The organism is Stenotrophomonas sp. 62841_Sma (assembly GCF_056482945.1).
Genome location: NZ_CM151224.1, coordinates 2866198 through 2883452, shown reverse-complemented (window position 1 = coordinate 2883452; position 17255 = coordinate 2866198). Strand labels below are relative to the sequence as shown.

Below are 17255 nucleotides of genomic sequence, written 5' to 3'. Positions count from 1 at the left end.
GTTTTTCATTTCCGGACCGACCCATGATCCTGACCGCCTCTACAATCCAGCAGGCGGTTGGCTGCAGTGCCGCCGTCGCCGCCCAGTGGGCTCAGCCCCTGACCGACGCCTGCACGGCGTTCGGTATCAGCACCCCGAAGCGAGTGGCAGCGTTCCTGGCGCAGGTCGGGCACGAGTCGGCGAGCCTGACCCGGACCCTCGAGAACCTGAACTACGGTGCGCAGGGCATGGCCGACACCTGGCCCAGTCGCTACGCCGTCGACCCCAAGGCCAAGCCGAGGAAGCCGAACGACCTGGCGCGCGCGCTGGAACGGAAGCCGGTTGCGATCGGAAACAACGCTTACGCCAACCGGATGGGCAATGGCCCCGAGGCGAGTGGCGATGGCTACCGCTATCGCGGCCGTGGTCCTATCCATAACACCGGCCGGGCCAACTATGCGGCCATCCGCGATGCTTTGCGGGCGAAGGGCATCAAGGGCGTGCCTGACTTCGAGGCCAAGCCTGAGGAACTGGAGCAGCCGAAGTGGGGCGCTTTGGCAGCAGCGACGTTCTGGGATTCTCGGAACCTCAACAAGCTGGCGGACGCAGGCCGATTCGACGAGATCACGGACCGGGTGAACGGTGGCCAGATTGGAGCGGCGGACCGGCGTTCGCGGTACTCCCGCGCGCTGAAGGTGCTTGGGGCATGACGATGGAAGCCCAGCCGAGCCAGGACGGCCGCACCAAGATCTCCCTCGGCCCAGTGGAGCGTTGGATTGCCCTTGTCATCGCCGGCGCCATTGTGAGCATCGGTTACTGGCTGGTTGGTTCCATGCAATCGGTTCTGACCCAGCAGCAGGTAACGAACCAGCAGATCACCGGCCTGCAGCAGCAGCTGCAAATCATGAACACCCAGCTGGCGGACGTCCCGGCGCTGAAGCTCGAACTGGCCAAGCAGGCAGTGCAGGTAGAGCAGAACAAGGCAGACATCCGCGAGCTGAAGCAGCTCAGGGGGCTAAAGTGAAGCTGCAGCTGATCGACAACTGGCGTAAGGCCTGGAAGCTGGCCTCGGTCTGGGTGTTCGGCCTGGTGACCCTGTTCCCCGACGTGTACGACGCGATCGCGGCCATGGGCTGGATGGACGAGTTGCCGAACCCGGCGAAGTGGTCCATCCGTGCCTTGGGCGCCCTCGGCGTCATCGCCCGTGTGCTGGCCCGGAAGAAACCGCCGTGCTGATCGCTGACCCGATCCGCCCGTATGCGGACCTGATCCGCGTGGGCCTGTGGGCACTGCTGGCCGGTGGTCTGTTCGTGGCGGGCTGCCAGCGTGGCGAGGACAAGGCCGCTGCCAAGGCCGAGGCCAGCATCACCAAGGCAAACGATCAGCGCGACGACGCGCGCAAGGAGGCGGCCGAGAACCTGCGTGCCGCCAATGCCTGCGGCGAGCTGCTGAAGGAAGTGAACCGCCAGACGCAGCTGGCCATCGACGAATCCGCCCACCAGCAGAAGGCAGCCCAAGAGGCCGCACGCCTGGCCGAGGCAGCCGCAGCCCAGAGCCAGCGCCGCGCCACCCAGGCCGAGCAGGCCCTGCAGGCGGCCAAGAACCAGCCGGGATGCCGGCAGCAGTTGGAGCAGACCCTATGCGACGCCATTCCGTTGCTGTGATCCTGGCTGCGGCCCTGCCGCTGTGCGGGTTCGGCAGCTGCAGCAAGGCCGAGAAGCCTGACCTGCCCAAGGTGGTGTATGTCCCGGTCGAGCGCACGGTGGCCGTGCCAGCGGCGCTGACCGCCCGATGCCCGGGGAAGCGCGCCACCTCGCGCACAGTGGAAGCGGTCGTCGCTGCTTACAACGCCAACCTCCTGACTCTGGAGGACTGCGATAGCCGTATGAGCGCCATTCAGAAGCTGGCCCCGGCCGGCGACCAGAAGCAGGTGAAGCCGTGAGCCTTTCCGACCGCCTTCGCCGCATCGAGCTGGAGCAGGAAGAGCAGCGCAAGGCCACCGACCGACTGGAAGAGAAGGTCGATGTCCTGCTGGCGGCGCTGGCCGCTGAGGGCGAGGAAGAGCAGGACCAGCCAGCCCGCAGCCTGGACGGCGAGCTGGTTCCCAGCGAGCGCGACCAGTCGCAGAGCCTCGGCTGATGCCGGGGTTCCCGAACCGCCACCGTCCGATGCCTCAGTTGGCGCCGGTGCACGTTGCCCAGTCTGCCCCTGAGAACTACGGCAAAGGGCGCGGCGGCCGACCCTGGCGCCGCAAGCGCGACGCGGTGATGGCGCGTGACCTGTACCTCTGCCAGCCGTGCCGCGCTGCTGGTCGCATCCGCCAGGCAGAAGAGGTTGACCACGTTGTGCCGCAGGCGGAAGGCGGCACGGATGCTTTGGACAACCTGCAGGCGATCTGCTGCGAGTGCCACGGCACCAAGACCAAGGCAGAGGCAGCACGAGGCGCGAATCGTTCTCATCCGTACCTCTCGAAGCGATGAATGCGATTAATTCCCATCAAATGCCCCGGGGGGAGGGGAAAAAGTTCGAAGCGTTCCCCTCGGACACCGGCCGCTCAGTAGTTTTTTTGCACCGTCAATTCAGAAAATTCAGTTTTTGAGGCCTGTCTATGTCCCGCCCCCGCAAGCCGACAGCGCTGAAGGTGGTGGCCGGCACCGACCGGCCTGACCGCGAAGCGCCTGCTGCAGCTGAACTCCCCCTGGTGTCCGATGTGCCACCGGCACCGGACTGGATGCCCAACGCACACGCACGTAAGGAATGGGAGCGCTTAGCCCCAATCCTCCACGCAAACAAGCTCCTGACCGAGGCGGGCCTGTCGGCTCTCGGCCAGCTCTGCGCTCTTCATGGAAAGACCGTCCAGCTGTACGCCGCCGGCGAGGCGCCGGTTGCATCGATGGTCGCCCAGCTGCGTGGACTGATGAACGACTTCGGCCTGACGCCAGTGGCGCAGGGAAAGGTGAAACCGAATGGCGACACGGAAAAGCCGGGCAACGCGTTCGCCGCGCTCGGAAAGCCCCGCGCCGCCGGAAAATGACTACGTCGATGTCGCGATCGGGTATGCGAAGGCGGCTGCGGCAGATAGGGGAGGGAGGTTCGGCCGGCTGATCAAGCTGGCGGCGAAACGGTTCCTGGACGATCTGAAGCGCGCAAAGAAGAAGGGGGCGCCGTTCTCCTTCTCGCGCGATCACGCCAATCACGCCTGCAGCTGGATCGAACTGCTCCCGCACGTGGAAGGCAAGTGGGAGACGCCGGAAATCCGGCTTCACCCGTCGCACGTCTGGTTCGTGGTTCAGCTGTTCGGGTTCCGCAAGGCCGATGGAACCCGCCGCTTCACGTCCGCGCTGTTCGCAGTCGCGCGCAAGAACGCGAAGTCGACGCTGTCGGCTGCCATCCTTCTCTACTGCGAGTGCTGTGAAGAGGAAGAGGGTGCGCAGGTCATTTCCGCGGCTACCACCGGCAGCCAGGCGCGCATCATCTTCAACGTTGCCAAGCGGATGGCAGAGAAGAAGGCCGATCTTCGGGAGGCCTACGGGCTGGAGTGCTGGGCCAATGCCATCAGCCGGGTCGAGACCGGCGCGACGTTCAAGCCGATCAACGCCAAGGCGTCAACGCAGGACGGTCTGAATCCGTCCCACGTTGGCCTCGACGAGATCCATGCGCACAAGACGCCCGATCTGCTGAACGTGTTGCAGTCGGCGGCCGGCGCGCGCCGGAATCCTCTCTGGTTGTTCACGACCACAGAGGGTTACGCGAACCCCGGTCCCTGGTCGGAAATACGGCAGTTCGCCACACAGTTGTTGGAGGGGGTGTTCGGCGATGCTGCCGACCACTTCCTGGCGATCTTCTTCGCAGTGGATAAGGACGACGGGGACTTCGACGAGAAGGCCTGGCACAAGGCCAACCCGTTGATGGACGTGAATCCTCATCTGCTGGCGGCGATCAGGAAGGAGTCGATCGAGGCGAAGGCGATGCCTTCGAAGCTCGCGGAGTTCCAGATCAAGCGGTTGAACCGGCCCGCGGCAGCGGCAAACGGCTTCATCCTTCTGCCGAAATGGAATGCCTGCCATGGCGTGGTCGATCTCGACGCGCTGAAGGACGTTCCCTGCTGGGGCGGGCTTGACTTGGCCAGCACGCGCGACCTTGCATCGCTGCGGCTGGTCTGGCGTTTGGACGACAAGATCATCACTTGGGGCCGCCGCTGGGTGCCTGAGTCGGCAGTGGCGCAGCGCACCGAGCGCGGCACTGTTCCGTATGCGGGCTGGGTCGCGGCCGGGCTACTGGAGCAGACCGATGGCGAGGTCACTGACTACGCGGTGATTGAGCAGGCGGTTCTGGACGTGCACGAGCGTTTCAACCTGCAGTCGCTTGCCTTCGACCGCTGGAACGCGACCGAGATGGTCAGCCGTCTGGTAGCGGCAGAGGTTCCGCTGGTTGAGTTCATCCAGGGTACGAAGTCCTACCACCCAGCAATGGTGGAGCTGGAGCGCGCCTACATCGGCAAGCGGCTGGTGCACGACGGTGACCCTGTGCTGGCTTGGTGCGCGGCAAACCTGGTCGCTCGCAAAGACGTGAACCTGAACATGGCGCCGGACAAGCGCCGGTCCGCCGACAAGATCGACGACATCACCGCGCTGCTGATGGCCATTGGCATCAGCATTCCGGTGGCCGAAGAGAAGAGCAACAAGAAACTCGTCCTCATGACCTTGGGTGGAACTGAATGAACACCGAGAATCGCGCCTACAGCGTGTTGGAGGTCAAGTCCTACGACGACGACCAGCAGATCATCACTGGCTGGGCGACCACGCCGGAGCCCGACCGCTATGGCGACGTTGTCGAGCCCCTTGGCGCCAAGTTCGCGGCCGAGCTGCCGCTGCTGTGGCAGCACCGCCACGACAGCCCCGTCGGCATCGTCAAGTTCGGCAAGCCAACAGCCAAGGGCATCCCGTTCACGGCGAGCGTGGCGAAGATCACCACGGCTGGCGCATTGAAGGACCTCTGTGATCTGGCTTGGCAGTCGGTGAAGGAGAAGCTGGTGCGCGGCGTGTCGATCGGCTTCCGGGCGCTGGAGTACAGCTACATGGATGGCGGCGGTATCCGGTTCGCCGAGACCGAGATCTACGAGCTTTCCCTGGTCACCATCCCGGCCAACGCCGCGGCGACCATCCAGACAATCAAGGCCATGGATACCAGTGGCACCCGTCGCCGCAGCACCTACGGCGTCCCCCTGATTCAGTGCCAGAAGGCGGTGCCGCAACGGCCCGCTGGCGGCGCGGTGAAGTTGCTGGACTGAAGTACCGGGCCTGATGGCCCTGCGGGGTGGAACCCGCTTCCCCTATCTGCAGGCACTGCCCGGCGTGGAAACCGGGCCGAACGGCTGCGCCCATTTCAGAGAGAACAAAATGACCATTCAGGAACAGCAGGAGAAGCTGCGCGCCACGCGCGAAGCCCTGCAGAAGAAGCTCGATGCAGTCGTGCAGAAGGCGATGGACGAAGGCCGCTCGATGGACACTGGCGAAACCGAAGAGTTCGACAGCACCGAGGAGCAGATCAAGGCACTGGACGGCGATCTCGATCGCCTGGGCCGTCTGCTTGCAGCGCAGGCCAAGGCGGCCGTGCCGGCGGCGCAGATCGTCGCCGAAGGTGGTTCGGCCACCGAACCGAAGCGCTCGGTCGGCAAGGGCCCGGCCCTGATTCACAGCCGCAAGAACGAAGAGCAGGGCATCGGCTTCGCCCGCTTCGCGATGGCCATGTACGCCGGCAAGGGCGACGTGTCCAGCGCCAAGGCGTTTGCCGAGAGCGCCTTCCGCGACGACGTTCGGCTCAACGAGATCATGAAAGCCGCTGTTGCGGCGGGCAACACCACTGATCCGGCATGGGCCGGCAGCCTGGTCCAGTACCAGAACCTGTCGAGCGAGTTCGTCGACTTCCTGCGCCCGCGCACGATCATCGGCCAGTTCGGGGTCGGCAATGTGCCGGGCCTGCGTCGCGTGCCGTTCAACGTGCGCATTCCGGGCAAGACCGCCAAGGGCCGCGCTCAGTGGGTCGGTGAAGGTTTCCGCAAGCCGGTCACCAAGTCCGGCTACGAAACCGCGGAGCTGAAGTGGGCGAAGATTGCCGGTATCTCGGTCATCACCGAGGAGCTGGCGCGCTTCTCCGATCCGTCCATCCAGGTCCTGGTGCGCGACGATCTGTCGGATGCGGTCATCGAGCGGATGGACGAGGACTTCATTGACCCGGCGAAGGCTGCCGGCACCGGAGCATCGCTGTCGCCGGCGTCGATCACCAACGGCGTGACCGCGATCCCGGCCACCGGTGACGTGTACGCGGACATCCAGTCGCTCTGGGCGACGGCCGACTCGACCAACCTGCCGGTGGGTAGCGCGGTGTACATCACCAACAGCGCCACCGCGCGTCAGCTGGCCGGCCTGCGCAACCCGTTGATGGCGCGCGAGTTCCCGGGCGTGACCATGACCGGCGGCGAAATCGACGGCGTGCCGCTGGTTGTTTCGAACTACGTTCCGGCCGGCATGTTCATCCTGGCATTCGCCAGCGAGATCTACCTGGCCGACGACGGCGTGGTCACCATTGATGTGAGCCGCGAGGCAACGATCATCATGGACGACGACGCCACCGCCACGCCGACGATCGCCCAGATCCAGAGCATGTTCCAGACCAACCAGCTGGCGATCCGCGCCGAGCGCGTGGTGACCTGGAAGAAGCGCCGCCCGCAGGCGGTTTCGTACCTCACCGGGGTCAACTGGACCAACACCGTCGACCCGGGCACGGGCGGCTAAGAGGCGGTGGTGATGACGGGGGCTTCGGCCCCCGTCTCTTTTCCCAGGAGCATCGAAATGTCGAAGATCCCAATGATCAGGGGCAACCGCGTGGTGAGTGTTGACGCGCGCCTTGCTCCGCTGCTGGAGCGTCACGGCGGCTACCAGCGCCGCGACATGCAGGCCCAGCCCGCTATCGAACCTGCGGGCAGCCAGTCCGTGAATGCCAAGCGCGCCGCCGCAGCGCCGAAGAAGGCTGCAAAGAAGGCGGCATCCAAGCGCACCGCCGACAAGGAAGCGTCCGAATGACTGGCTTCTCGCCCCGTGAGCTGGCTACGGAGTTCGGCGTACGTCGGTACGGCGCTGGCTACCTGAAGACACTGTCTCCAGTAGATGCTGGCCCAGGGCGAGATGGCTGGCAGCCGCTTGTGCGTGAGCCTTTCACCGGCGCCTGGCAGCGGAACATGGAAGAGCGTCATGAGACGATCCTGTCTTACCCGACCCTGTACGCATGCCTCAACCGGATCTGCTCGGATATCGGCAAGCTGCCCTTCCAGCTGAAGGCGGTGGACGAGGCCGGTATCTGGAAGCTGGATTCGAGGAACACGTCCTTCTGGCCGGTGCTGCGCAAGCCGAACGCCTACCAGAGTGCTCAGCAGTTCCGGGAGGCTTGGATGCTCTCCAAGCTGCTGCAGGGCAACACCTACGTCCTGAAGGGGCGCGACGAGAGGAACGTGGTCACCCGTCTGTGGGTGCTGGACCCCAGCCGCGTGCAGCCGATGGTCTCGGAAACCGGCGATGTCTTCTATCAGATCAGCTACGGCAGCTCTTCGAACATGCTGCCGGAGAAGTATCCGGGCGAGCAGCTGATCGTTCCGGCGAGCGAGATCATCCATGACCGGATGAACTGCTTCCACCACCAGCTGATCGGTGTGCCGCCGCTGTGCGCAGCAAACTGGCCGGCCGTGAAGAACCTGAAGATCCTCAAGGACTCGACCACGTTCTTCGCCAACGGCGCGAACCCGGGCGGCATCCTGACTGCGCCGGCGGGTATGACGGACGAAGACGCGCAGGAGGTGAAGGACTACTGGAATACCAACTTCCATGGGTCCAATGCCGGCAAGGTTGCGGTGATCGGCGCCGACATGAAGTTCACTCCGTTCGCCTTCAAGTCCGCCGACAACCAGCTGGTCGAGCAGATGCGCTACTCAGACGAGCAAATCTGCCAGCCATTCGGTGTTCCGCCGTTCAAGGTTGGCATCGGCAGCATCCCTGCCGGAACAAAGCCGGATGAGGTCAACCAGATGTACTACGGCGATGCGCTGCAGACCCACATCGAGGCCATGGAGAACCTGCTGGATGAGGGGCTGGGCATCTCGCGGCCGATGGGCGTAGAGCTGGATCTTGGCCCGCTCCTGCGCATGGATGTGGGCAAGCAGGCAGAGGTGGAGACCAAGCTGGTAAGCGGCAACGTCAAGACGCCGAACGAAGGCCGACTAGCGTTCAACCTTCCGCCGCTGGAGGGTGGCGACACCGTCTACATGCAGCAGCAGGACTTTCCGCTCGACCAGGTCCGGCAGAACAAGATCACGGCCGAACCCGAGGCCGCACCGGTGGCGCCGTCCGCCGAAGCCGACGACACGCCGCCTGAAGACAGCGACGAGCTGCGCGCGCTGCAGCAGGAGAATTTCATGATGAAGGCCCTTCACGCCGCGCGAGCCGAGGTATTCCGCAATGACTGACCCCATCGACTTCGGCAAGGAGATCGGCGGCCTGATCCGTGAGGCGATCGCGCCGGTGAAGCGCGAGCTGGAAGATCTGCGCGAGCGGGCTCCGGAGAAGGGTGATCCCGGCCAGGATGCTGAGCCGGTGGACGTGGATGCGCTGGCTGACCTTGTGGTGGCGAAGCTGCTGGAGTCGCCGCGCCTGCTGACGCTGGTGGACGTGGCCACGGCCGATGCCGTCTCCAAGCACTTTGAAGCCAATCCGGTCCAGCATGGTCGCGATGCCGACCCTGCAGTGATCGAGGCAACAGTGAAGGCCGCTGTCGATGCACTGCCGGTGCCGAAGGATGGCCAGGACGCGGAGTCCGTCACAGAGCAGCAGATCGCTGCGGCGGTGGCCAAGCACCTGACGGAGAATCCGCCCAAGGCCGGCTCCGATGGTGCGGATGGCGTTGGCCTGGCCGGGGCGATGATCGATCGCGCTGGGGAGCTGGTGATCACCACCACCAAGGGCGAAGCCATCAGGCTGGGCAAGGTCGTCGGTGACGATGGCCAGGACGGGCTCAGCTTCGATACCGCCGCTGGTGAGTACGAAGCCGAGCGTGGGTTCGTCATCACGCTTGGCGCCGGCGACCGCCGCAAGGAGTTCGTGCTGCCCTACATGGTGCACCGCGGCTTCTGGCGTGAGGGCATGGGTGTGAAGGCCGGCGAATCGACCACCCATGACGGCGCCCTGTGGATTGCCAAGCGCAGCAATGCGTCCAAGCCCTGTCTGGAGAACGACCAGGACTGGATCCTCGGTGCTCGCAAGGGCAGGGACGGCAAGGACGGTAAGAGCATCAGGGTTCCGGCCGAGCCGGTGAAGCTGGGTGGCAGTCATGCTTGAGTTCGTCACCAAGGCCGATGCCCGAGAGCAGATGCGCATCGACAGCGAAGCCGATGATCGCTGGCTGGCCATCTGGATCCCTGCTGTGTCCGCCTCGGTGGCGGCCTGGCTCAAGCAGGAGTGGCGCGTGTATGTGCTGGAGCGTGACGCGGATGGTCAGCTGGTGCGTGACAGTGCTGGTCGGCCTGTGCCGGCCAAGGACGACACTGGCGAGCCTATCCTGCACCCCGCCGTGATCGCCGCCACCCTGTTGGAGCTGGCTTCTCAGTACCGCTTCCGGGAAGGCGAGGGCGACAACATGGTGCCCAGCGATGCTGGGCACGGCTACGTGCTGTCCAGGGCCGCTACCGCACAGCTGGCGCCGCTGCGCTGCACGACGGTGGCCTGATGAGCAACGTAGCCAGCGGCACGCTCCGCCACCGCGTGCTGATCCAGCGGCAGGTGACGACCAAGGACGAAGACGGCGTGCAGACCACGACGTGGGTCGAGGTGGCCATGGTCTGGGCTTCGGTTGAGCCGCTCTCGGCCCGCGAGTTCATCCAGTCCGGCCAGACCCAATCCGCGGTTACGGCGCGCGTCACCATGCGCTACCGCGATGGCCTGTTGCCGTCCATGCGCCTGATCCACCGCGGCGAGATCTTCAACATTGCCGGCCTGCTGCCTGACAAGACGTCTGGGCTGGAATACATCACGATCCCGGTTTCGGCCGGAGTCAACGACGGGCAGTAGGGGATATGAAGGTCGAAGTTCAAATCCACGGGATCGATGGTGTCCTTGCGACACTGCAGGCGTTGCCGGCTGAGGTCGTCAGCAAGCGTGGCGGTCCGGTCAAGCTCGCATTGGCCAAGGGCGCAAGGTTGCTCCGCGACCAAGCAAAGGAAAACTTCCGCCGTTCCGCAGCTATTGGTGGCGCCGACAGCACGGACACCACCGTCAACAGCATCATCGCCAGCCGTGGTAAGGCGCCGGTCGGAACCAAGGGCGAGCGTCAGCTGGTGCGTGTGAAGCGCAAGGCATTCGTGAACGCGCATGGCTCGAAGACGACCACCCGGAAGGCTGCCCAGCTCATGGAGTACGGGTCCAGTACCCAACCCGCCTATCCGTGGTTGCGTCCGGCCGTGCAGCGCCGGGGGAGCCAGATCATCGACGTGGTCAGCGAAGACCTGCTGAAGCGCCTGGATCAGATAACCAAGCGCCTCGCCGCGCAGAATGGAGGACGCCGCTGATGTTCCCCAAGGTGGCAAGGACGATCCGAACTCCAGCAGTTTCCGCGATTGTTGATGACCGAATCGGCCGTCACGGCGAAGTGGCACAGAACGAGCCTCGCCCCTACATCGTCTGGCAGATCGTGACCGGTTCCGCGTTCGACAACCTGAGCGCAGCTCCAGGCGGTGATTTCACCAGTGTGCAGATCGACTGCTACCACAAGACCGACGCAGGAGTGGAGCAGCTAGCCAATGCAGTGCGTGCTGCGCTGGATGGCGCACTGATCGTCAATCGTGTCGTGATCAACAACCGCGACCCCGATACCAAGCTGTACCGCGTCGGCCTCGAGGCCGATTTCATCGATCAGCGCTGAACGCTGGTCATCCGTAATGCCGCCCTCGCGCGGCCCTTCAGAGGAAACTGCCATGACCGAGGGCGTCGTCAAGACCCAGGGCACCCATCTGTTCTTCGTCAACCCGAACGCGGCCGGTGGCCCGGCGATCGTGAAGTTCGCCTGCCCGACCGGTGCGTCCGGGCTGGGCGGAGCTGCCGATCAGATCGAATCCACCTGCCTGGATGCAACGGTGGACAAGGAGTACCAGCGCGGGTTGGGCAACCCGGGCCAGGTGTCCATCCCGTTCAACTACATCCCCAGCGACGCATCGCATGACGCGCTGTTCAAGCTGAAGGATACCGGCGAGAACGTGAGCTGGTACATCGGCCTGAGCGACGGCACCGCGGCGCCCACGCTCGTCACTGAGGACGAGCTGGTTCCTCCGCTGGCCACTGCCCGGTCCGGCTTCCTGTTCAGCGGCTACGTCGCCGACGTGAACATCGACATCGCCACCAACGAGATCGTGCGGGGCACGGTCACCGTGCAGCGCAGCGGCGGCGTCACCCGCTACGGCAAGCCGCTGGCCTGATCCCATCCAAGCGCCCGGCGCCCCCGCGGCGCCGCGGCGCACCATTCCTGCGGAAGAGCCCCATGACCGAGACCACTAATGTTGCAGTGCCGCTGCTGGATCCCTCGCTTTTCATCTCCGATGATGTGCACGAGCGGCAGGTGAAGCTGCCCGATGGCAAAGAACACATGTTCTACATCCGCGAGCAGGAGGCTGGCGTTCTTCGCGGGTTCTTCGCCGGGCAGACCAGCGAGGACCCAGAAAAGCAGGCTGAATCAATGGCTCGCCTCATCGCGAAGGCCATTTGCGATCCCGAGGGGAAACCGGCTCTTTCGCTGGCGCAGGCCAAGCGCCTGAAGTTCGCGGTGCAGATCGCTCTGACCAAGGCCATCAGCGAGGTGCACAGTTACCAGGGAAAGGAGAGCTTGCCCGGCGAGGAAGCAGCGAGTGGTTCCGATACCAGCTCGCTTTGACCCTGGGCAAGACACTCGGCGAGATCGATGCGATGCCAGCAGCTGAGCTGGACGGCTGGCGCGCGTTCTACGAACTGTACCCATTCGACGATCTGCACCGGTTCCACCGGCCGGCTGCAGTTATAGGAACCGCGTTCGGCGGCAAGTACGAAAGCATCATCGGATTCCTCGCCCCGAGCCCGGACGACCCGGTCCTGAGCGACGCCGATCGCGATGTATCCAAGGCCCTCGGCTTCTAACCTGACTGGACCCCACTATGGCCACTGCCGGCTCAATCGTTGTCGACCTACTGATGCGCACCGGGTCGTTCGAGACCGACACCAACCGCGCGTCCAAGCAGATGAAGAAGCTTGGCAAGGACGCTGGGGAGACCGCTGCTGATATCGGGCGTGCCTTTGGGCTAATCGGCGGAACCATTGCTGGTGGGTTGGCCACGGCCGGTACGGCAGTTCTGGGCTGGACCCGGCAGCTGGTCGATGCATCCGCGGAACTGGAGAAGTTCTCCCGCTTGTCGGGAACGAATGAGCAGGTATTCCAGCGCATGGCCGCAGGCGCGGCCACCGTTGGCATCCAACAGGACAAGCTGGCCGACATCTTCAAAGACACCCAGGACAAGCTGGGTGATTTCCTGCAGACCGGCGGCGGCGCGATGAAGGACTTCTTCGAGCAGATCGCGCCGCGTATTGGGCTGACTGCGAAGGAGCTTCAGCATCTGAGTGGCCCCGAGGTGCTGCAGCGCTATTACAGTGCCTTGGAGCAGGCCGGGGCGAGCCAATCCGAGATGGTCTTCTACATGGAGGCCATTGCCAGCGACTCATCGATGCTGGCACCGCTGCTGGCACGCAACGGCGAGGGATTCAAGAAGTGGGGCGATGAGGCGCAACGCCTTGGTGCTGTGCTCGACGCCGATACCCTAGCCGCTATGAAGGAGGTCAAGGAACAGTCCAACCTGATCCAATTGGCCTTCCAGGGGCTGAAGAACGAGGTGGCAGCCGAACTGCTGCCACAGTTCAAGGAGCTGACCGCTTTCCTTGGATCCGACCAGACCAAGAGCGCCTTCGTCACTATCACCAAGTGGGTTGGAGACCTGGCCGCTGAGATGGCCAACGGCACCGTGCTGCTGGTGAACTTCATCGACAAGGTCATCCAACTGCGGAACTTGGATGCCGGCGGAGCGGTAGGCGATGCCGGCGAAGACGCCTTGAACACCCAGATGGCGCGGCTGACTGACCAGATCAACTACGCCAAGAAGAACACCTCGGGCTTGTTCGGCCTTCCTCTGACCGACGGTCAGGAGGAAGCCCGGCTGAAGCGCATCAATGATCTGGAAGCCAAGCGGCTCGACATCCAGCGGGAGCTGACGAAGAGGTACAGGTCGGAGGCCGCGGGCGAGAGTTTCAAGGGAGTGACGGGTTCGGTCGATAGTACGGCCCGGATTCCTGGGAGCGGCCCACCCACCGGGTCAGGCGTTGCTGGCGCGTCCGGCCGCCGCACGGGCGCTTTGACGAAAGAGAAGTCGCTACTTGAGCAGATCCAGGAAGACTACGAGGCGCTGTATGGAGCAGGCAGCGAGCGTGCTGACGATCAGATCGCCAAACTGGAGCGCGAGATTGCCCTGCATGGGGATCTCAGTGAGGCGGCCAAGGTCAACTACGACATCCAGACCAACGCCTACGGCGCGCTTAGCGAGGCGCAGGCCGAGGTGCTTCGCAATCTGGCGGCGGTGAAGGACGCACAGGACGATTTCGCCGCGCTATATGGGGATGGGCTGCAGGACCTGGCCAGCAAAACCCAGGACGCAAACAGCCAGATGAGCACCTTTGCCGACCAGGGCGCCCGCAACATTCAGGACGCCTTCGCTGACTTCCTGTTCGATCCGTTCTCGGAGGGCTTGGGCGGGATGGTTCAGAGCTTCGCGAAGACGCTGCAGAAGATGGCTGCCCAGGCGGCAGCCTCGCAGATCTTCAAGATGATAGGGAATTGGGCGAACAGCTACAGCGGTGCCGGCTCCAGCTGGATCAATGCCATCGGCAGCGCGATCGGAGGAACGGCAGGAGGCCGTGCCGGTGGTGGCCCGGTAGCGGGCGGCAGTATGTACCGAGTCGGTGAGGGTGGCCGTCCTGAGTTGTTTGATCAGGGCGGGAAAACTTATCTGATCCCTGGTGATGCTGGATCGGTCCGGCCGATAACTGCTGGGTTGCCTGCTTCTTCGATGGGTGCTGGTGGCGGAATCAACAACAACTTCAGCACCACGCTCCACGTGACCAACGACGGCACCAGCAATACTCAGCAGGGCTCAGGGAGCGAACAGGGCCGGCAGGTGCAGCAGGCATTCAACCAGATGATCAACCAGTGGGCGGTACAGCAGTCGCGCCCCGGTGGGATCTTCCACCAGATGAGTACACGCAATGGCTGAGGTCTTCACCTGGTGCGTGCGCACCGAGATCACCGGCACCGGCGACTTTCTTGTCCGGGAGGCGCAGTTCGGCGACGGGTACAGGCAGACCGCTCCCGATGGCCTGAACAACGAGACTCAGCAGTGGCCGATCTCAATCGTCGGCCGCTCGTCAAAGGTGGGGCCTGCACTGGCCTTCCTGCGCGCACAGAAGGGAGCGGTTTCGTTCCTGTGGACGCCGCCGCTTGGGGTGCAGGGCCTGTACCTCTGCAAGTCCTACACGCTGACTCCATATGGCAATGACGTGTTCATGCTCAATGCCACCTTCGAACAAACGTTCCAGCCGTAAGGGATCAACATGGCACGCCAAGTAATCGACACCACCACCGACCACGGGACCTACAAGGGCGACCCCGCCAAGGTTGCTTTCGAGAAGGCCAATGCAAACGACGCTGAGCTGTATGACGCCATCGCGAAGACTGCGTCCTACTCAGGGAAGAACCTTCTGATCAACTGCGGATTACCCATCAACCAGAGAGGGTTTGGTGGTGGCGCCTTGGCTGCCGGTATCTATGGTTATGACCGTTGGAAAGGTGGGACGGGCGGATGCAACATCACGATCAACGCCACCACTGGTGTGTTCACCCACACAAGCGGAGCATTGCAGCAGATCGTGGAACTTCCTGTGCTGGCCTGGGGCCAGCCGCTGACGATCAGCGTGGAGAACCCCAGCGGCAGCATCACGGTAAGCGTGGGCGGGGCCACTGGCACGATCACCTCCGGAGCAGGTCGACGGGGGGTAACGCTCACGCCAACAGGCAGCGGAAACATGACGGTGCAGCTGACCGCAACCGGGGTGACCTATAGCCGGCCGCAGCTGGAACGCGGCAGTGAGCCCACGGCCTTCGATGCTCGACCCGAAGCGCTGGAGCGGGTTCTGTGTCAGCGCTACTACGAAATTCTGGGCTTCATCGCTGTCGCCAATGGTGCTGACTTCTCCAGCATCTTCTACAAGGTGTCGAAGCGTGCTGTGCCAGCAGTAGGCATGGTTAGCGGAAGCATCTCTCCTGCCACATTGAACGCTCGAGGAAACCTTGGCTACGTGAGCATGGATGGCCGCGCCGCGAGCGCGGCCGCCGTCTCGATCTCTGTTGATGCGGAGCTTTGACATGTACAGACTGACCAAAAATCAGAGCGAGATCGAGAACGTCCAGACCGGTGAGCTGATACCGGAAGGGCACCGCCTGTGGGATGAGTACCAGCAGTGGGTCGCTGACGGGAACGTGCCACTGCCTGTGCCCCCTCCCTACCAGCTGCATTCGCCGCAGCACTACCAGGCAATCCGTTCTGCTGCGTGGGACTGGATGACGGCATGGGTGAAGGAGCGGCGCTACGACAGCATCGAGACGTGCGTCGGGTACTTCAATAGCGGTGTACCGCGCTACCGTGACGAAGCCCGTGCGATGGTCGCGTGGCGCGATGCTGTGAATCAGGAGCTGGAGTCACTGGTGCTGGCCGCCCCCGCCGGCATCGAGACGTGGGAGCAGGTTCGGGCTTTGCTGCCACAGCCCGAGGCCTTCAACTGGCCCGGCGAGGTGTCGCTTCCGCTGGGCACAGGTGAATCGGCGGTGCTGGAATGATCACCGCCGATGCACAGCAGCTGGAGCCGGGCGGCCGCGTCACGGTCTACGAGCTGGACGCCAGCAGCTTCGGCGCCGACCAACTGTTCTTCCACGCGCACCTGCAGTCGGGCGTGATCTGGTGGCAGGGGCAGGAGTACGGCGCCTGGCCGATTGAGGCGACCGGCTTCGAGCGCACCAGCGACCAGCCGCCGAACCCGCGTCTGAAGGTCGGCAACTTGGACGGCCGGATCGCGGCGATGTGCATGCTCTACGGCGACATGGTCGGGGCCAAGGTGATCCGCCGGCAGACGCTGGTGAAGTACCTGGACGGTGCGAACTTCCCACCAATTAGGAATCTTCTCGTTAATAGTGGTTTCGAGATCAGCTCGAGTGGCTCGTCTATTGCTACCGGGTGGGTTGCCAACGCAAACGTACCTTCCCCCCAGTACAGCTATGTTGCCAGTGATCTTCCTAGCTCGTCCCGCGCATTGCGAGTGGTAGGGACTGCGACTGCTGCAAGGCAGTACATGGGAGTGGAGCCGCTACAGACCTATCGTCCCAAGGTGAAGCCCGGTAGTGCCTACACCACATCGGTTTACGCGCGAGGCGCTGGAGCAATCGAGATTCGAACAACATATGTGAATTCGGCGAATCAGATTGTTAGCGATACAGGCTCAGCAGAGATTCCTCTAACTGGAAGCATGGTTCGATACGAGTACGCTGCACCGCCAGCGCCTGCCAGCGCTGACAAGGCGAGGTCAATCATTCGGCTTCGTGCGGCTTCTTCCGGACAGGTATTGGAGCTGGTCGTAGACAATGCACAGTTCGAAGAAGGCACAGTTCCGACCGATTTTCAGATCACGTCGATGGATCCGAATGGCGACCGAAACCCGACCGCCGACCCGAACGAGCACTTCCTGGACGAGATCTGGTTCATCGAGCGGAAGGTGGCCGAGACCAAGGAAATGGTCGAGTTTGAGCTGGCCACGGCCATCGACCTCAACGGCGAGCAGCTGCCCGGTCGTCAGATCATCTCGGGCGTGTGCGGCTGGTTGATCCGGGGCGGTTACCGCGGCCCGTTCTGCGGCTACACCGGGCCGGCGGTAGCCGACGCCAACGACGTGCCGACCACCGACCCGGCACGGGACCAGTGCGGGGGCAGGGTGGGGAGCTGCAAGCTGCGCTTCGGCGCCGACAAGCCGCTGCCCTATGGCGGGTTCCCTGCATCCGGCCTGCTACGCACCTGATTCGCGCCACCATCGAGCAACCATCCAGCCCGCCATGTGCGGGCTTTT

The 17255-nt window shown here is 63.8% G+C and carries 26 protein-coding genes; all 26 read left to right on the top strand.

Annotation, left to right across the window (positions count from 1 at the left end; genetic code table 11):
- Nucleotides 1–23: 23 nt before the first annotated feature.
- Nucleotides 24–689 (top strand): glycoside hydrolase family 19 protein, encoded by a 666-nt coding sequence (locus ACZK5G_RS13440; RefSeq protein ID WP_478463708.1) that lies wholly within the window; start codon nt 24–26, stop codon nt 687–689.
- Nucleotides 686–1003: a hypothetical protein gene (locus ACZK5G_RS13435; protein ID WP_065427804.1), complete on the top strand. Its 318-nt coding sequence runs from the start codon at nt 686–688 to the stop codon at nt 1001–1003. The genes ACZK5G_RS13440 and ACZK5G_RS13435 overlap by 4 nt, the downstream gene beginning before the upstream one ends.
- Nucleotides 1000–1215: a DUF7940 domain-containing protein gene (locus tag ACZK5G_RS13430; RefSeq protein WP_478463707.1), complete on the top strand. Its 216-nt coding sequence runs from the start codon at nt 1000–1002 to the stop codon at nt 1213–1215. The genes ACZK5G_RS13435 and ACZK5G_RS13430 overlap by 4 nt, the downstream gene beginning before the upstream one ends.
- The gene (locus tag ACZK5G_RS13425; RefSeq protein WP_478463705.1) at nt 1209–1643 is read left to right on the top strand and encodes a hypothetical protein; all 435 of its coding nucleotides are present in this window, start codon (nt 1209–1211) and stop codon (nt 1641–1643) included. The genes ACZK5G_RS13430 and ACZK5G_RS13425 overlap by 7 nt, the downstream gene beginning before the upstream one ends.
- Entirely contained in the window at nt 1619–1921 is a 303-nt protein-coding gene (gene lysC / locus ACZK5G_RS13420) for an Rz1-like lysis system protein LysC (protein WP_478056792.1), read from the top strand. The genes ACZK5G_RS13425 and lysC overlap by 25 nt, the downstream gene beginning before the upstream one ends.
- Complete coding sequence (locus tag ACZK5G_RS13415) at nt 1918–2118, top strand: hypothetical protein (RefSeq protein ID WP_478463704.1); 201 nt, start codon at nt 1918–1920, stop codon at nt 2116–2118. Before lysC ends, ACZK5G_RS13415 begins: the two co-directional genes overlap by 4 nt.
- 47 nt (nt 2119–2165) lie before the next feature.
- Entirely contained in the window at nt 2166–2459 is a 294-nt protein-coding gene (locus tag ACZK5G_RS13410) for an HNH endonuclease (RefSeq protein WP_478463703.1), read from the top strand.
- Nucleotides 2460–2587: 128 nt separating this feature from the next.
- Nucleotides 2588–3013 (top strand): P27 family phage terminase small subunit, encoded by a 426-nt coding sequence (locus ACZK5G_RS13405; RefSeq protein WP_043034793.1) that lies wholly within the window; start codon nt 2588–2590, stop codon nt 3011–3013.
- A complete protein-coding gene (locus ACZK5G_RS13400; protein ID WP_478463701.1) occupies nt 2946–4700 on the top strand; it encodes a terminase large subunit in 1755 nt (584 codons plus the stop codon). Before ACZK5G_RS13405 ends, ACZK5G_RS13400 begins: the two co-directional genes overlap by 68 nt.
- Nucleotides 4697–5269 (top strand): HK97 family phage prohead protease, encoded by a 573-nt coding sequence (locus tag ACZK5G_RS13395; RefSeq protein ID WP_478463700.1) that lies wholly within the window; start codon nt 4697–4699, stop codon nt 5267–5269. The genes ACZK5G_RS13400 and ACZK5G_RS13395 overlap by 4 nt, the downstream gene beginning before the upstream one ends.
- Nucleotides 5270–5378: 109 nt before the next feature.
- The gene (locus ACZK5G_RS13390; protein ID WP_478463699.1) at nt 5379–6773 is read left to right on the top strand and encodes a phage major capsid protein; all 1395 of its coding nucleotides are present in this window, start codon (nt 5379–5381) and stop codon (nt 6771–6773) included.
- 57 nt (nt 6774–6830) lie between these two features.
- Nucleotides 6831–7061, top strand: coding sequence for a hypothetical protein (locus ACZK5G_RS13385; protein ID WP_248858135.1), 231 nt, complete (start codon nt 6831–6833; stop codon nt 7059–7061).
- A 155-nt stretch (nt 7062–7216) separates the two neighbouring features.
- On the top strand, nt 7217–8494 hold the full coding sequence (locus ACZK5G_RS13380) for a phage portal protein (RefSeq protein ID WP_478463697.1): 1278 nt from the start codon (nt 7217–7219) through the stop codon (nt 8492–8494).
- Nucleotides 8487–9362: a hypothetical protein gene (locus ACZK5G_RS13375; RefSeq protein ID WP_478463696.1), complete on the top strand. Its 876-nt coding sequence runs from the start codon at nt 8487–8489 to the stop codon at nt 9360–9362. The genes ACZK5G_RS13380 and ACZK5G_RS13375 overlap by 8 nt, the downstream gene beginning before the upstream one ends.
- The gene (locus ACZK5G_RS13370) at nt 9355–9750 is read left to right on the top strand and encodes a head-tail connector protein (protein WP_478463695.1); all 396 of its coding nucleotides are present in this window, start codon (nt 9355–9357) and stop codon (nt 9748–9750) included. Before ACZK5G_RS13375 ends, ACZK5G_RS13370 begins: the two co-directional genes overlap by 8 nt.
- Nucleotides 9750–10091, top strand: a complete 342-nt coding sequence (locus ACZK5G_RS13365) for a phage head closure protein (RefSeq protein ID WP_478463694.1) — start codon at nt 9750–9752, stop codon at nt 10089–10091. Before ACZK5G_RS13370 ends, ACZK5G_RS13365 begins: the two co-directional genes overlap by 1 nt.
- Nucleotides 10092–10096: 5 nt before the next feature.
- Nucleotides 10097–10588 carry a hypothetical protein gene (locus ACZK5G_RS13360; RefSeq protein ID WP_478463693.1) on the top strand — a complete coding sequence of 164 codons (492 nt, stop codon included), beginning with the start codon at nt 10097–10099 and terminating at the stop codon, nt 10586–10588.
- Nucleotides 10588–10941, top strand: a complete 354-nt coding sequence (gene gp17, locus ACZK5G_RS13355) for a tail completion protein gp17 (RefSeq protein WP_478463691.1) — start codon at nt 10588–10590, stop codon at nt 10939–10941. Before ACZK5G_RS13360 ends, gp17 begins: the two co-directional genes overlap by 1 nt.
- Before the next feature lie 52 nt (nt 10942–10993).
- Complete coding sequence (locus ACZK5G_RS13350; protein ID WP_478463690.1) at nt 10994–11491, top strand: phage tail tube protein; 498 nt, start codon at nt 10994–10996, stop codon at nt 11489–11491.
- A gap of 62 nt (nt 11492–11553) precedes the next feature.
- Nucleotides 11554–11943: a phage tail assembly chaperone family protein, TAC gene (locus ACZK5G_RS13345; RefSeq protein ID WP_132809894.1), complete on the top strand. Its 390-nt coding sequence runs from the start codon at nt 11554–11556 to the stop codon at nt 11941–11943.
- Complete coding sequence (locus ACZK5G_RS13340; protein ID WP_132809895.1) at nt 11940–12182, top strand: hypothetical protein; 243 nt, start codon at nt 11940–11942, stop codon at nt 12180–12182. Before ACZK5G_RS13345 ends, ACZK5G_RS13340 begins: the two co-directional genes overlap by 4 nt.
- Nucleotides 12183–12199: 17 nt before the next feature.
- Nucleotides 12200–14359 (top strand): hypothetical protein, encoded by a 2160-nt coding sequence (locus tag ACZK5G_RS13335; protein WP_478463688.1) that lies wholly within the window; start codon nt 12200–12202, stop codon nt 14357–14359.
- Entirely contained in the window at nt 14352–14687 is a 336-nt protein-coding gene (locus ACZK5G_RS13330) for a phage tail protein (RefSeq protein ID WP_478463687.1), read from the top strand. Before ACZK5G_RS13335 ends, ACZK5G_RS13330 begins: the two co-directional genes overlap by 8 nt.
- Before the next feature lie 9 nt (nt 14688–14696).
- Nucleotides 14697–15506 carry a hypothetical protein gene (locus ACZK5G_RS13325; RefSeq protein WP_478463685.1) on the top strand — a complete coding sequence of 270 codons (810 nt, stop codon included), beginning with the start codon at nt 14697–14699 and terminating at the stop codon, nt 15504–15506.
- Nucleotide 15507: 1 nt separating this feature from the next.
- Nucleotides 15508–15978, top strand: coding sequence for a hypothetical protein (locus ACZK5G_RS13320; RefSeq protein ID WP_478463684.1), 471 nt, complete (start codon nt 15508–15510; stop codon nt 15976–15978).
- Entirely contained in the window at nt 15975–17207 is a 1233-nt protein-coding gene (locus ACZK5G_RS13315; protein WP_478463682.1) for a phage minor tail protein L, read from the top strand. Before ACZK5G_RS13320 ends, ACZK5G_RS13315 begins: the two co-directional genes overlap by 4 nt.
- Nucleotides 17208–17255 lie beyond the last annotated feature (48 nt).

Excerpts from the sequence above, each read along its gene's own strand:
- ACZK5G_RS13345 (WP_132809894.1), top strand. The coding sequence starts at position 11,554 with ATGACCGAGACCACTAATGTTGCAGTGCCGCTGCTGGATCCCTCGCTT.
- ACZK5G_RS13390 (WP_478463699.1), top strand. The coding sequence starts at position 5,379 with ATGACCATTCAGGAACAGCAGGAGAAGCTGCGCGCCACGCGCGAAGCC.
- ACZK5G_RS13400 (WP_478463701.1), top strand. The coding sequence starts at position 2,946 with ATGGCGACACGGAAAAGCCGGGCAACGCGTTCGCCGCGCTCGGAAAGC.
- ACZK5G_RS13385 (WP_248858135.1), top strand. The coding sequence starts at position 6,831 with ATGTCGAAGATCCCAATGATCAGGGGCAACCGCGTGGTGAGTGTTGAC.
- ACZK5G_RS13325 (WP_478463685.1), top strand. The coding sequence starts at position 14,697 with ATGGCACGCCAAGTAATCGACACCACCACCGACCACGGGACCTACAAG.
- ACZK5G_RS13315 (WP_478463682.1), top strand. The coding sequence starts at position 15,975 with ATGATCACCGCCGATGCACAGCAGCTGGAGCCGGGCGGCCGCGTCACG.
- ACZK5G_RS13360 (WP_478463693.1), top strand. The coding sequence starts at position 10,097 with ATGAAGGTCGAAGTTCAAATCCACGGGATCGATGGTGTCCTTGCGACA.
- ACZK5G_RS13405 (WP_043034793.1), top strand. The coding sequence starts at position 2,588 with ATGTCCCGCCCCCGCAAGCCGACAGCGCTGAAGGTGGTGGCCGGCACC.
- ACZK5G_RS13330 (WP_478463687.1), top strand. The coding sequence starts at position 14,352 with ATGGCTGAGGTCTTCACCTGGTGCGTGCGCACCGAGATCACCGGCACC.
- ACZK5G_RS13395 (WP_478463700.1), top strand. The coding sequence starts at position 4,697 with ATGAACACCGAGAATCGCGCCTACAGCGTGTTGGAGGTCAAGTCCTAC.
- ACZK5G_RS13370 (WP_478463695.1), top strand. The coding sequence starts at position 9,355 with ATGCTTGAGTTCGTCACCAAGGCCGATGCCCGAGAGCAGATGCGCATC.
- gp17 (WP_478463691.1), top strand. The coding sequence starts at position 10,588 with ATGTTCCCCAAGGTGGCAAGGACGATCCGAACTCCAGCAGTTTCCGCG.
- lysC (WP_478056792.1), top strand. The coding sequence starts at position 1,619 with ATGCGACGCCATTCCGTTGCTGTGATCCTGGCTGCGGCCCTGCCGCTG.
- ACZK5G_RS13365 (WP_478463694.1), top strand. The coding sequence starts at position 9,750 with ATGAGCAACGTAGCCAGCGGCACGCTCCGCCACCGCGTGCTGATCCAG.
- ACZK5G_RS13375 (WP_478463696.1), top strand. The coding sequence starts at position 8,487 with ATGACTGACCCCATCGACTTCGGCAAGGAGATCGGCGGCCTGATCCGT.
- ACZK5G_RS13350 (WP_478463690.1), top strand. The coding sequence starts at position 10,994 with ATGACCGAGGGCGTCGTCAAGACCCAGGGCACCCATCTGTTCTTCGTC.
- ACZK5G_RS13335 (WP_478463688.1), top strand. The coding sequence starts at position 12,200 with ATGGCCACTGCCGGCTCAATCGTTGTCGACCTACTGATGCGCACCGGG.
- ACZK5G_RS13320 (WP_478463684.1), top strand. The coding sequence starts at position 15,508 with ATGTACAGACTGACCAAAAATCAGAGCGAGATCGAGAACGTCCAGACC.
- ACZK5G_RS13380 (WP_478463697.1), top strand. The coding sequence starts at position 7,217 with ATGGAAGAGCGTCATGAGACGATCCTGTCTTACCCGACCCTGTACGCA.
- ACZK5G_RS13435 (WP_065427804.1), top strand. The coding sequence starts at position 686 with ATGACGATGGAAGCCCAGCCGAGCCAGGACGGCCGCACCAAGATCTCC.
- ACZK5G_RS13440 (WP_478463708.1), top strand. The coding sequence starts at position 24 with ATGATCCTGACCGCCTCTACAATCCAGCAGGCGGTTGGCTGCAGTGCC.